This is a genomic window from Acinetobacter sp. LipI_19 (assembly GCF_058242925.1).
In genome coordinates this window covers 2,400,983-2,414,072 of record NZ_JBZAYK010000001.1, presented here as the reverse complement: position 1 = coordinate 2,414,072, position 13,090 = coordinate 2,400,983, and the positions used below count along the sequence as shown (strand labels likewise).

The following is a 13,090-nucleotide window of genomic DNA, read 5'->3' as shown; positions in this document are numbered from 1 at the left end:
ATTTGCGGAAAGACTAGATTGAAAAGTTTCGTCTACCGCGATAGGAGCACAATAGATAATTCATTGAAAAAAATTACACTGGGTAACTATCCTATCATTTGTTGGGGCACGAAAACTCAAAGAACAAATTGAAACAAGACGTACTTTATATGCTGATGTAGTTACGGTTTTAGGTCATAAACAAGCTGACCGTGTAATGAGAAAGGACATTGTCGATTTTATTAAAAAACTATTGATCGTGGAGCTCAGGTACAAGCAGGGCGTCGGTTATCAGAGTTAATCATTGCCTATGATTATGCAATCGGTTTAGGTTGTTTTTCTGAGAGTTTTGCTAATCCAGCTTTGCTAGCCAAATCTAGTTTAAAGGAAACGGGAATAAAACTTACCTCTAGTAAACGCACAAGAGTATTATCTGATTTCGAACTTAAACAGGTGCTTGCTTGGTTACCTATATCTGGATTTTCTAAACATCATAAAAGTATATGACATATAGCTCTTTAGACTGGTGCAAGTAGAGGTGAGATTTGTTCAACTGAATGGAAGGATGCAGGGAGCAGTCCAAGATCTGAAAGTTCTGTATTGACTGCAGTTTCAATCATGAATTTTTTAAAAGCTGCTGTTATTTGGTTTAAGTCTTTTGGAGTTTTTAGACCTTTAGCCAATTCAGCAGCCATACTTTTGATTGTTGCTTCAGCCATGTGAAGTACCTTATGTAATTATCCTCTGAAGGATAAATGAAAATTAAGCACTTACACAAAATTTAGAACAGTTTCAGTTCTAATATTTACCAAGATGACTCTAATTGAATACCAAAATTAGAACCATTGCTGAGATTATTAAAACTGCTATCAACATAAAGTGAATCTCTCAGCTTCTGCTCATTATCATTCCAAAATGCATAGGTATAGTATAAACGTAACTCAGGTCGGTCATAAAAACCAGTTCCTTTCATTGACCAAGTTGGGGCAAAGGTCAATTTGGTTAAATTACGGTTTCGGTTATTATTATCTATCTGATCAAATCCAATTTCTGTTGAAATCTTAAAGTGATCTTGGATGACATATGCGACACGAGAACCTATCGAGAACCATTCGCTATCATCCTGATTTTTGAATTGATCCTTTTGGTATAGGAACTGGGCCTGCCCATTAAACTTCTTATTGTCAGTTTCCCAATCCAGAACTTCGATAAATCTTAGTGAGGAGTTATCTCGTTTAAGCTCAGGATTACCTGTATAACTTAACCCCATTCCAGAACCTTCACCATACTGCAGCGCAACTGTATTCTTACCGTTCAGAACATTAGTGGTGATATTCTGAAGGGTTAATGCCCAACCTGTATGATCTCCGTCGACAACCGATAAACCCGTATTGAGCTTGTTGGTACTATTAAGCTCGATACCTTTAACGGTAAAATCATGTCGGTTTATGTATTCCTTCTGGAATAAATTATCCTTTCTGGAAAACACATAACTTAAAGACAAGTCTTTCACTTTATAGTCATCAATACCAAATCCTGTACCACTTTGGTTCCAATAGAAGTAATCTGACATATTGATATCGTTACGATTGTAATAACGTCGCCCTGCCCAGAAATTACCCCCATTTAGAAAGGAAACATTAGTCCAATCTAAATAAATTTGGGGCAAGCGAGTAAAACCATTTTCACCATTAAATGTTAAGGCTTGACCATATTGGTTATAAAATGCTGCCATAGCATTAATATTAATTTTGGAGTTGTCTGAAAGGGTCAATAAATTTTGAGAAGCAGCAAGCTCTCCATATTGTTCACATTCATTACCAAGACGATACTTGGAAGGTGCTCCAGTGAGTTGAAAACACTCTTGTGTCTTTCCATTGTCAGTTACCCCCATTCCGGTACGGAAATAGCCGCTAAAATCCGCAGCAGAAGCAATCTGAGATAATAAAAAAACTGTTGTTCCAACAATCCATGGGGTTCTTTTCATTTTAAATTCCTTTTTTTAAGCATGAGTTTATCTAACCCCACTTATAAATTAAGTAGGGTTGGATAGAGGGATGACACGGGGATTTACTTAATTCGGATTAGTTCCGTTATAAGCATTTTGTAGCAAATGACGGATCGCATTCTTCTCGATAGGTTCTGGGTTCCAGTATGGATTTGCTAAAGCGATATCCGTTGCTTTATCCAAATCTGGTTCTGTTAAACCTAATGATGCGAGTGAGAGGGGACCGTCAAGGTCTTTTATTAGATTAAATAAAGCTTTTGCTGCTGTACTTTCGGTAGGAGCATTTAGTGCTCTTTTAATACGTTGCATTGCTTCTGGCGCAGCTTTCTCGTTATATGAAATAGCGTGAGGTAGTACAACAGTATGTGTAGGAGCATGCGGTAAGTTAAAACTTCCACCTAATGTATGGCAAAGCTTATGGTGAATTGCCATACCGACATTACCTAAGACATACCCACATAACCATGCTCCATAAAGACATAAACTTCTTGCCTCAACATCCTGAGCATTATTTTTTAATTTACGTAGGCCATCGGCTAAAGCACGTATTCCTTCTTCAGCCAATAGTGACATAATTGGATTACCATTCTGTGCATATAAACCTTCAGCAGCATGTGCAATCGCATTAATTCCACTAGTAATTGACATTTCTAGTGGAAGAGTTAGTGTCAATTCGGGGTCATAGATAACTGTTTTAGGAAGGACGCGAGGATCTTTCCCTGTTTTCTTGATACCATTTTCAGTAATTCCATAGACTGGAGTCATTTCGGAACCAGCATATGTAGTAGGAATTGCTAAAATAGGTAAATCATATTCTAAAGCAATAGCTTTACCTAAACCCGTTGTGGAGCCGCCACCAACAGCAATAGCGCAATCGGCGCCCAATTCTTTAGCTACTTCTCGAGCTTCTTTAGCTGATTCAATGGGTACGTGCATTACAGCTTTCGAATAGATGCCTACTGAAACATCCCCTAAAATTGAAGAAATTTTTTCAGCTAATTCAATTTGCTCTGGTGTGCACAAGACTAAAGTTTTTTTTGCACCTAATAGCTCAATCTCTCTTTGAAGAAATTGGATAGAACCAGCACCAAAAATGACTCTGTTTTGAGGAATATCATAAATAAAATCAGTATTCATAGTTTTCTCTCTTAAGGTAGTGGGGTCGGCTGGTAAGCATAAAATAACCATTTGTTATTTTCTTTTTTCCAAACAGCTAAGGATTTATTATGAAGTTTTTTCTCAATGCTACCTGCAACAAGTTCAGAATGCATTTCTCCAAAAACTAAGGCAAGATCACCAAAAACTTTAATTTTATTAATTGGATGGGTAATCCATTTGTAATCGTAAACCCCTCCAAATAACTTATTTAAATATGATTCTTTGGTATCCGTTACACCACTTGTATGTGTATAAATCATATCTGGGTGAGCTAATTTCGAAAAATCTTCATATCGTTTCTCAACGATAGATTTAAATCTCTCATCTTCCAGAAGTTTAATCAAAATATCTTCCATATTAATTACATTTCGTTATCAAACATAATTTTATCCTAACGATTTTTTTTATTTTAAAAACACTGATTTAGAAAAATATATTTTCATTATTGGAAGAATAAAAATAAAAAATCTCTATTTTAGCAAGTAGGATAATAATGAATTGTTCTTTGTAAAATTTTTAAATAAAAAGTCATATCCTACATAAAGCAGGATATGACTTTTTATTTACAATTAATTAATTTTTTCAATAACTAACGCAATCCCTTGCCCGACACCGATACACATTGAACATAGGGCATATTTACCTTTGATCTGTTCAAGTTGATTTAAGGCAGTGGTCACCAGTCTGGCACCTGATGCACCCAAAGGATGACCTAAAGCAATCGCGCCACCATTGGGATTGACACGTGCATCATCATCTGCCAAACCTAAATCACGGGTGACAGCCAAAGCTTGGGCAGCAAAGGCTTCATTTAGCTCAATCACATCCATTTGCGCTAAACTAAGATCGGCTTGTTTAAGCAGTTTCTTGATTGCAGGCGCGGGTGCAAAGCCCATAATTCTTGGTTCAACCCCCACAGTGGTTGCTGCAATAATTTTCCCACGTGGTTTTAATTGGTATTTTTCTACAGCTTCATCTGAAGCAATCAATAAGGCCGCTGCACCATCATTAATTCCCGATGCATTACCCGCCGTGACCGTGCCATCAGCTTTGACCACACCTTTAAGTTTTGTCAGTGCGGCTAAAGTCGTTGATGCACGTGGATGTTCATCGGTATCCACAAGCACAGCATCGCCTTTACGCTGGGGAATAGTGACGGGCACAATCTCATTTTTGAAAAAACCTTGAGCTTGTGCTGCCGCAGTACGTTGTTGGCTGTTTAGCGCAAACTGATCTTGATCCGCACGGTTAATATTGAATTGCTCTGCCACGTTTTCAGCAGTTTGTGGCATGCTGTCCACACCATACAATTCTTTGAGCTTTGGATTGATAAAGCGCCAGCCCATAGTGGTGTCTTCAATCTTTTGACTGCGTCCAAAAGCACTGTCCGATTTACCCATCACATAGGGCGCACGGCTCATACTTTCTACACCACCGGCAATGATTAAATCAGCTTCGTTGGCTTTGATGGCGCGAGCTGCCATGGCAATCGCATCCAGTGATGAACCACATAAACGGTTCACTGTAGTGGCTGGCACTTGATAAGGTAAGCCTGCCAATAATGCTGACATACGCCCGACATTACGGTTGTCTTCACCGGCCTGATTGGCACAGCCATAAATCACATCATCGACTTGTTGCCAATCTACTGTTGGATTACGTTGTATCAATGCTTGAATTGGAATAGCACCGAGATCATCTGCACGTATTGGCGCAAGACCACCGGCATAACGACCAAATGGGGTACGGATGGCATCTATGATGTAAGCGTTTTTCATGTTGTCTATATCCTTAAGCCGGTATCGCGTCAATCAATGGGGCACCCGTCAAAGCCTGTAATTCTTCAAAGCTCAGACCTGCAACTTTTTCAAGCACTTTTAAACCCTCTGGGGTCACATCAATCACGCATAAGTCAGTATAGATACGATCAACACAATGCTTACCTGTCACAGGATAGCTCAGTTCTTCAACAATCTTAGGTTCACCTTGCTTGGTTACATGGTCTGTGGTGATAAAGACTTTCTTGGCCCCTACAGCCAAATCCATTGCACCACCCACCGCAGGAATCGCATCCGCCGCACCGGTATGCCAATTGGCAAGGTCGCCATTGGCCGCCACTTGGAATGCACCCAATACAGCAATATCCAAATGTCCACCACGCATCATGGCAAAAGAATCACCGTGATGGAAAAACGAGCCACCCGTTAGCATGGTGACATATTCTTTGCCTGCGTTAATCAGCTCAGGATCTTCTTCACCTTTGGCGGGTGGAGGACCAAAAGCCAATAAACCATTTTCAGAATGCAGGAATACATCTTTGTCTGTTGGCAAGTATTTTGAAATCTTGGTCGGTAAACCAATACCTAAATTGACATATGCACCATCGGGAATATCTTGGGCAACACGTTCAGCAATTTGGTCACGGCTTAGTTTTTGGTAGCTCATTGTTATTCTCCATTACCATTGGCTGCATCAACTGCAACCACATGCTGAACAAAAATTCCTGGGGTAATAATATGCTCAGGATCGAGCTGACCCAGTTCAACCACCTCTGAAACCTGTGCAATGGTGACATCTGCAGCCATCGCCATGATTGGACCAAAGTTACGTGCTGATTTGTTATAAACCAAGTTGCCCCAACGGTCGCCTTGATGTGCTTTAATCAATGCAAAGTCTGCTTTAATCGGATATTCAAGTACGTAGTCTTTGCCATCGATATGACGTGTTTCCTTGCCATCTGCCAATAAAGTACCAAAGCCTGTTGGGGTAAAGACTGCACCTAAACCCATCCCCGCGGCTTGAATACGACAGGCGAGATTGCCTTGAGGAACCAGTTCCAGTTCGATCTTGCCCGCATGATAGAGTTCATCGAATACCCAAGAGTCAGACTGACGGGGGAAAGAACAAATGATTTTACGGACTGCACCTGATTTAAGCAGTTTCGCTAGACCGTAATCGCCATTGCCTGCATTGTTATTGACAATCACCAGATCTTTAACGCCAAGTTCAATCAGCCCATCGATCAGCTCTGCGGGCTGTCCTGCTGTTCCAAAGCCACCAATCATAATGGTTGCACCATCTTTGATTTGAGATAAGGTATTTTCTACAGATGCACTAATCTTGTTAATCATTCTATCCAATAACCTTTTGTTTATTTAAAACAAAATCAAATTCCAAAGTGTAAAAAGGAGAGTTTTGCAACTGTCCATTAGGATCTAATCCTTCTTCATGACGAATCCATTGAGCAATTAAAGAGGAGCGAACACCGAATACTGCGTCAGAATCTAAATATTCTCCATTTTCTTTAAAAACATGAGTAACTAAGCGTTGGTAACCAGGAGATGTAATCATAAAATGAAGATGGGCTGGTCTCCATGGATGTCGATTTAAAGCTTTAAGCATTTTGCCTACTGGCCCATCATGTGGAATTGGATAGGCTTCAGGTACAATTGTTTGAAAATGATAATGGCCATCATGATCAGCTTTTAAAACGGCTCGTCCTTGGTATGTATTTAGATTTTCTTTTTGAACATCGTAATAACCATCATCATCTGCTTGCCAAACTTCTATAATTGCGTTGGGTATAGGTTCTCCATTTATACCTTTAATTTTTCCATTCACAAACCAAGGAGTACCCTTAACACCTTCACTTATATTCGAGCCTAATTCTAAAATTGGAGCATTTTGAACATGAAAGGGGCCGAATACGGTAGCTTCTGTACATCCCTGTGGTTTTTTATGGTTCTGAGCAATCACTAGGGTTGATAGGCCTAAAGTATCTGAAAGAAGGATAAATTCTTGACGTGTAGGGCTACAAATTTGCCCGACATCAGTCAAAAATTTAATACCAATCTCCCATTCTTCTTCGGTCAGTTCAACTTCACGAGCAAAAGAATGTAAATGTTTTACAAGGGAATGCATTATATCTTTTAGGCGGTCATTGGATGAGAAGGAGTTGCGTTCTATAACTGCTTGTGTGATTGTTCTTTCATCTAAATTTTTCATTGGCTTTTCCATAAAAAAGTAACTTTTCTCCATTTACCTCATGCTAATCTGACGTAAAATGTAATAAAACAGTACAAAGGAAAATCTTTATTTCATTTTGGAAATAATGATAGAAGGGAAGTAGATGGACAGACTTACGAGCATGGAATTATTTGTGGCAGTTGCTGAGTTAGGAACTCTGAATAAAGCTGCAGAGAAACTGGATATTTCAAATGCCGCAGCAACGCGTCATATTACTGCACTAGAAACCCGTTTAAATGTAAGATTAATTGAACGAAGTACAAGACGATTAGCTTTAACAAATATTGGAATTGAATATTATAAAAAGTGTAAGTCATTTCTAGCAGAGCTAGATCAAAGTGAAGCAGAAATAACCTCTTCAGAGGTTGAACCTGAAGGTACGGTAACAATTACCTCATCAATTTCTTTTGCTATTATGCATATTACGCCTTTAATACCAAAATTTAATAAGCTATATCCTAAAATAAAAATAAATATAGTCGGTGCTAATCGTTACTATGACATTATAGATAGTAATATTGATATCGCCATTCGTACTAGAGAGTTTGAACCAGATTCTAATTTAACAATTAGAAAACTTGCTACTACCCATCGAATTCTTGCAGCATCTTATGATTATATAAAGAAAAGAGGTAAACCAAAATCAATTGAAGAACTCGAAAGTCATGATATTTTACTATACAGCCATGCAAATAATCCGAGGAATTTGAGTTTTCAAAAAGGAGATGAAATCAAAAACTTTGCAATAAATCCTATTCTTGAAACAAATGATGGACAAATTGTGAGGGCTGCTGCTTTAGGTGGTTCTGGAATTTTGATTCAACCTTTATATATTATTTATCAAGATATTGTAGAGGGGAGATTAATTCCAATCTTAACAGACTGGAAGCTACCTGAACTTACTGTAAATATCGCATTTCAAAGTCGTCAATTCATGCCTATCAAAAATCGATTGTTTATTGACTTTTTAATAGAAGACTTTAAAAACAAAGAATATGAAAGATATTGGAATAGCATTCAGTAATATATTGATTTTAATTATACTATTTAAATTATGGACTATTGAAATAGAGATTATTTCAATGATGAAATAATCTTTTCCTTAAAAGCTCTTTATACACATAAAAGAAAAAGCTAATTTGCATTCATTAGGAGTATTAACGAGATTTTACAGGAGTTAAATCGTGCAGAAAGAGAAATTAAAAGTTGCTTTATTAGGGATTACTCACCCTCATACCTCCGGGCGTGTAAAAGCATTACAACGCCGGGATGATGTTGAAATATATGGTGCCGCAGATGATAGTGAGTTATTGGGTTCTTTCTGTGATGCTTTAAATTTAGTAGAGCGTACTAAAGAAGAAATTTTGAACAATCCTGAAATTGACATTATTTTAGTACATTCTAAAAGCTATGAAATGGCAGATTTGACTATTGCTGCTTTAGAAAAAGGTAAAGCTGTTCTAGTTGAAAAACCTGCGGGACGAGGGGTACAAGATACTCAACGCATTGTCGATACTGTAGAAAAATATAATGGCTTTGTTCAGGTTGGGTATTGTTGGCGTTTTGCTCCCTCTATCAATGTAATGCAAGACTGTTTAAAGCAAGGTAAGATTGGTAAAGTCTTACAAGTTCGTGCGCATGCTGGATGTTCACATAATGAAGCAGAAACAGCTCATATGCGTCAACCAGGTGATTTAGGTGGTGCTTTTTTTGTCATTGGTTGCCACTTATTTGATCGAGTTATTCATCATTTTGGTATGCCTAAGTCTGTGAATGCTCGAATTACCAAATTTGATGGGTTCAAAGGTGAAGAAGCACGAGAAGATGCTGCTGGAGCAATTTTAAATTACGATGATAAAATTGTAGTCGTTGATTTTATGTCTTGGGATGTATTACCTTGGACTGAAAGCTGGGATATGACTGCTTACGGAACAGAAGGTATTATGTCATCTCGTTCATTACCTTCATCTTATAAGCTTTACCAAACAGGTAAAGTGGAAGGAACAATACAAGGTTGGACAGAGTGGCATGAAACAAGTTTCCCTGAAATTTGGGCAACAAAGAAGACAGAATATTCACCAGAAATTGCAGAAATTGGTAATCCAATTTATTTTGATCGTGAATTAAATGCATTTCTTGATTCATATTTAAATAAAAAACCTTCTCAGGTTCCTGCAGTGCAAGCACATAATATTTCTATTCTATTAGCAAAATTATTTGAATCAGCAGGAAATAATGGAACTGAGGTTTTTTTATAATTAATTAGTATGAAAAAAGACAGCCATGGCTGTCTTTTTTTATTTCTACTGTGAAAAAGTCATTTGCTCAAACAATGATATAAACCCTATAAAGATTTTTTTATATTTATAAATATATGTATCATGGATGAGATAATTATATGGAAAAAAACGCCACAAAATAGCAATCTGGAGGATTATCCGCAATAGAGGCATTATTATCTAGTACAGATATAGGTGTAATTTCGGGTGCTTTACCTTTATTAAATAAAGAATTTAATTTGAATCCACTATTGAAAGGATGGATTGCCAGAACATTGATGGCTGGGGCTGTATTAGACGAATTAATTGCAGGACAAATTTTCAAAAAATAGGGTAGAAGAGCTGCAACCCTGATTTCTTCGATTATTTTTTGGGTACTTGTTTATCTTATTGTATTCACTCAATCAATTACAGTATTAATTAATGGGGGGAATTGGTATCTCTTCTTTTGCAGCATCGCTATATGTGTCCGAAGTCGCTCCTAGAACAGTTGGGGGTAAAGCAATTTCTATCTTTAATTTTATGATCACTTTTGACATTTTAGCCACATTCTTCCGTAATTGAATGTTTAGTTTCTTGAAAGTTGAAGGGAAATGTTTGTCGTTCTTTTTGTGCCCGCTATCATATTATTTGTTGGAACTTTTACAGTGCTGAGAAGCCCAAGATGCTTAGCATTAAAAGAGCGAAATCAAGAAGCTTTAACCGTCTTAAAGAGGATTAGGGCTACTGGTCAAGAAGCAGTAATGGAACTCAAAAAAATATATGAAACTATTGCTAAAACAAGTGAGAGTAAAGGTTTTTAATTATTTCTTTCTAATAAAAATTTTAGACGTTCAATCGGATTAGGGGGTAGCTTGTATGCGATTGGGCAATTTACAGGCATTAGTATTGTACTTGTTTTTTGCCCCTATATTATTTGAATTAGCAGGTTGTGTTTGACTTCAAAATCAGTTGCTATCAACTGTTCTATTGGCTGATGTAAAAGTTGATTCCAATGCTTTTGCATCTATGATTATTGATAAATGTGGCCGTAAACCAATGCTATATGGTGGTTTTAGTGCCATTGAAGTGAGTCTAGGTTTTGTCGCATATGGTCTTTTTAATAATATTCCAATATTTGTGCTATTGAGCTTAGTTCTATTTATGATTGGCTTTTCATTTTCAGGTGGGCCTGTCGTTTGAATATTAAGTTCTGAAATTCAGCCTTTGTAAGAACATGATTTTAGGATTGATTATTCGATATTAATTTGTTGATTTTAAGATATTTTTTTGGTTGTAGCAGCACAGTTTGGTGCAGGTGAAACTTTTACTTTTTTAGCGATATTGAACCTTTAATTTTTAGTATTTTGTTGCAGACACAAAAATATACCGCTAGAGCATATTGAGAAAAACTTACTGGATGGAAAACCGCTCAAAGACCTAGGGGGAAACTATTAAACTAATTTTGAATTGAATGATTTAAATTTATAAGCATGTATAGGTAAGTGATTATATTACAGTGAGATATGATGATGAATAAAGAGATTAGAGTTGTTGCTAAATTGGTCGTTCAAAGAAATCAGACTCATAAATTTATTGAAGAATTTAAAGAACTTGTGAATCAGAAGTGAAAAGAAATCGGTTGTTTAAAATATGAATTACACCAAGAAATACATGACCCTGCCACATTGATATTTTTTGAGAAGTAGAGAACGAAGGATGATCTAGATAAATATTTGAAAATTTTTTTTTATTTCCTGTTTTAAAAAGTAGGCAGTATGGTTGAGCGCAATGATACTCATATTATCGAAAAAAATTAATAACCAAATTTAGCGTTTATTTTTATTTCGTATGAATGGATAGATAGATAAGAGAAAGTACTCATATTTTTAATATTGTCAGAAGTTTACGTAATGAATTTAATTTATATCCTATTGTCATTATTAGGTGGTATTGCACTATCTATCCAAGCTGCAATTAATAGTAGATTAAGTGTAGATATTGGCGATCAACTGATTATTTCTGCACTTATTTCTTTTGCAGTTGGGGGCGTCTGCCTATTTGTTCTGGCATTACAGGCTGATTGGCATAGTCTGAATCAGAATATTAGTTTACAGCCTTAGTGGAGTTGGATAGGGGAAGAGCTAGGTGCAAGTCTTATCTTTACGTCTGTTTTCTTGCTTCAAAACAAGGAATAATAAATACGATATTTCTTTTCATTAGTGGAAAATTCGTGACAGGGATAGTGATTGATAGCCAAGGGTTGGTCCAAATGCCAATACGAACTGTATATTGGTAGAAGTTTGTTGGGATGGAGGGCATGTTTCTTGTTTTATTTTTATTTATGTTTGGGGAGCGTTGGCTAAAAAGGACTTCGTTTTATGGTGTTTTTTTTTGTTCTCTTCCCATAAAAATCCTTAATAGTTAAATGAGAGACTCTTCTCATAAAGAGCAGTCTCATTAAAAATTATTTTTTTGAGTTTTGAGTGGACTTTTCTATCATAAAGGCTATTGCTAAGATCAGCAATCCACCTAAGCTGAATATTGAACCTATCCAAATTGGTGAAAGCCATCCCAAATGGTTGTTGATCGCCCATCCACCTAAAAATGCTCCGAGTGCATTGGCTAAATTAAATGCAGAGTGATTGAGTGAAGCTGCTAAGCCTTGTGCATCACCTGCCACATGCATAAGTCGCATTTGTAAGGTATTACTCAATCCAATAATAACCAGACCAATAAAAAATAAGCCGATAATGGCTGTATAAAGATTTTTCATTAGAAAGCACGCACAAATAAATGTTAATGCTGAACTGATTAAAATACCAACAATGGTTTTATTAAGATTCTTATCAGCAAAATGACCTGATAAAAGTCCACCAATGACCATACCAACTCCCCAAATTGCAAGTGCCATAGGCACAACGGTAATATCAGCTTGTGTATATTCAGTCAAAATTGGAGAAATATAACTATAAGTTGAAAACATCCCCCCAAAGCCAATAGCAGCAACAGCAAGCGTTAACCACATATTGATATTTTTAAGTCCTGCCAATTCATTTTTGACACTTGCCGTCTTATGGACAGAGATATTAGGGACAAAAAATATAATTGCAATTAAGGTTATAACAGCGATAGTCGCTGAAAATTCAAATCCAGCACGCCAGCCAAATTGTTGCCCCATCCAGGTTGCCAAGGGAACCCCAACCACCGTTGAACTGGTTAATCCCATCATCATTAAAGCAACTGCTGTGGATTGTTGTTTAGGATTTGCAAGTTGAGCAGTTACCAAGGCGCCCACCCCAAAGTAGGCTCCATGAGGAAGCCCTGCAATAAATCGGGATAATAATACTGTTTCAGGTGCATGCGCTAAAGCTGTAAAAGCATTTGCTACACCATAAAATAACATAAGTATAAGTAAGAGCATTTTGCGAGGAAGTTTAGCACATGAGATTGCTATGATAGGTGCTCCAATGACCACCCCTAAAGCATAAGCACTGATAAAATGCCCAGCATTAGGGATAGAAACCTGTAGATCTTTTGCAATTTCCTGAATAAGTCCCATAGCAACAAATTCAGTTGTACCGATACAGAATCCACCCATTGCAATGGCGAATATAACCCATAAGAGAGAATATGACGAAGCTGGATGAGTATTCATAAG

General features: G+C 37.1%; 15 protein-coding genes and 1 pseudogene. 7 read left to right on the top strand and 9 right to left on the bottom strand.

Translation table 11 applies throughout. From position 1 onward, the window contains the following. Positions 1-563: 563 nt before the first annotated feature. From AC4CVF_RS11880 to AC4CVF_RS11845, 8 genes and pseudogenes are all read right to left on the bottom strand, one after another. A pseudogene (locus AC4CVF_RS11880) lies at positions 564-698 on the bottom strand (IS256 family transposase); the annotation flags it as partial. 86 nt (positions 699-784) lie between these two features. After that, on the bottom strand, positions 785-1,966 hold the full coding sequence (locus AC4CVF_RS11875) for a maltoporin (RefSeq protein ID WP_490789508.1): 1,182 nt from the start codon (positions 1,964-1,966) through the stop codon (positions 785-787). 87 nt (positions 1,967-2,053) lie between these two features. Beyond that, entirely contained in the window at positions 2,054-3,124 is a 1,071-nt protein-coding gene (locus tag AC4CVF_RS11870; protein WP_490789507.1) for a maleylacetate reductase, read from the bottom strand. 11 nt (positions 3,125-3,135) lie between these two features. Further along, a complete protein-coding gene (locus tag AC4CVF_RS11865; RefSeq protein ID WP_336954159.1) occupies positions 3,136-3,501 on the bottom strand; it encodes a nuclear transport factor 2 family protein in 366 nt (121 codons plus the stop codon). Positions 3,502-3,714: 213 nt separating this feature from the next. After that, positions 3,715-4,923, bottom strand: coding sequence for a 3-oxoadipyl-CoA thiolase (gene pcaF / locus AC4CVF_RS11860; protein ID WP_490789506.1), 1,209 nt, complete (start codon positions 4,921-4,923; stop codon positions 3,715-3,717). Between the two features lie 13 nt (positions 4,924-4,936). Then, positions 4,937-5,590 (bottom strand): 3-oxoacid CoA-transferase subunit B, encoded by a 654-nt coding sequence (locus AC4CVF_RS11855; RefSeq protein ID WP_336954157.1) that lies wholly within the window; start codon positions 5,588-5,590, stop codon positions 4,937-4,939. 2 nt (positions 5,591-5,592) lie between these two features. Beyond that, positions 5,593-6,276: a 3-oxoacid CoA-transferase subunit A gene (locus tag AC4CVF_RS11850; protein ID WP_490789505.1), complete on the bottom strand. Its 684-nt coding sequence runs from the start codon at positions 6,274-6,276 to the stop codon at positions 5,593-5,595. Between the two features lies 1 nt (position 6,277). Further along, positions 6,278-7,150 (bottom strand): intradiol ring-cleavage dioxygenase, encoded by an 873-nt coding sequence (locus tag AC4CVF_RS11845; protein ID WP_336954154.1) that lies wholly within the window; start codon positions 7,148-7,150, stop codon positions 6,278-6,280. Positions 7,151-7,274: 124 nt separating this feature from the next. Here AC4CVF_RS11845 and AC4CVF_RS11840 point away from each other — a divergent pair, with 124 nt between their 5' ends. The 7 genes from AC4CVF_RS11840 to AC4CVF_RS11810 all read left to right on the top strand — a co-directional run bounded on the left by AC4CVF_RS11840 (position 7,275) and on the right by AC4CVF_RS11810 (position 11,728). After that, a complete protein-coding gene (locus tag AC4CVF_RS11840; RefSeq protein ID WP_490789504.1) occupies positions 7,275-8,195 on the top strand; it encodes a LysR family transcriptional regulator in 921 nt (306 codons plus the stop codon). 160 nt (positions 8,196-8,355) lie between these two features. Beyond that, a complete protein-coding gene (locus tag AC4CVF_RS11835) occupies positions 8,356-9,429 on the top strand; it encodes a Gfo/Idh/MocA family protein (RefSeq protein ID WP_490789503.1) in 1,074 nt (357 codons plus the stop codon). Between the two features lie 444 nt (positions 9,430-9,873). Then, positions 9,874-10,014: an MFS transporter gene (locus tag AC4CVF_RS11830; RefSeq protein ID WP_490789502.1), complete on the top strand. Its 141-nt coding sequence runs from the start codon at positions 9,874-9,876 to the stop codon at positions 10,012-10,014. A 29-nt stretch (positions 10,015-10,043) separates the two neighbouring features. Then, the gene (locus AC4CVF_RS11825; RefSeq protein ID WP_336954150.1) at positions 10,044-10,253 is read left to right on the top strand and encodes an MFS transporter; all 210 of its coding nucleotides are present in this window, start codon (positions 10,044-10,046) and stop codon (positions 10,251-10,253) included. A gap of 148 nt (positions 10,254-10,401) precedes the next feature. Next, complete coding sequence (locus AC4CVF_RS11820) at positions 10,402-10,632, top strand: MFS transporter (RefSeq protein ID WP_336954149.1); 231 nt, start codon at positions 10,402-10,404, stop codon at positions 10,630-10,632. A 710-nt stretch (positions 10,633-11,342) separates the two neighbouring features. Then, positions 11,343-11,552: a DMT family transporter gene (locus tag AC4CVF_RS11815; RefSeq protein WP_336954148.1), complete on the top strand. Its 210-nt coding sequence runs from the start codon at positions 11,343-11,345 to the stop codon at positions 11,550-11,552. After that, a complete protein-coding gene (locus AC4CVF_RS11810; RefSeq protein WP_419328798.1) occupies positions 11,552-11,728 on the top strand; it encodes a DMT family transporter in 177 nt (58 codons plus the stop codon). Before AC4CVF_RS11815 ends, AC4CVF_RS11810 begins: the two co-directional genes overlap by 1 nt. A 168-nt stretch (positions 11,729-11,896) precedes the next feature. On the opposite strand, the gene AC4CVF_RS11805 is transcribed toward AC4CVF_RS11810, so the two are convergent. Then, complete coding sequence (locus tag AC4CVF_RS11805; protein WP_490789501.1) at positions 11,897-13,087, bottom strand: MFS transporter; 1,191 nt, start codon at positions 13,085-13,087, stop codon at positions 11,897-11,899. Positions 13,088-13,090: the final 3 nt, after the last annotated feature.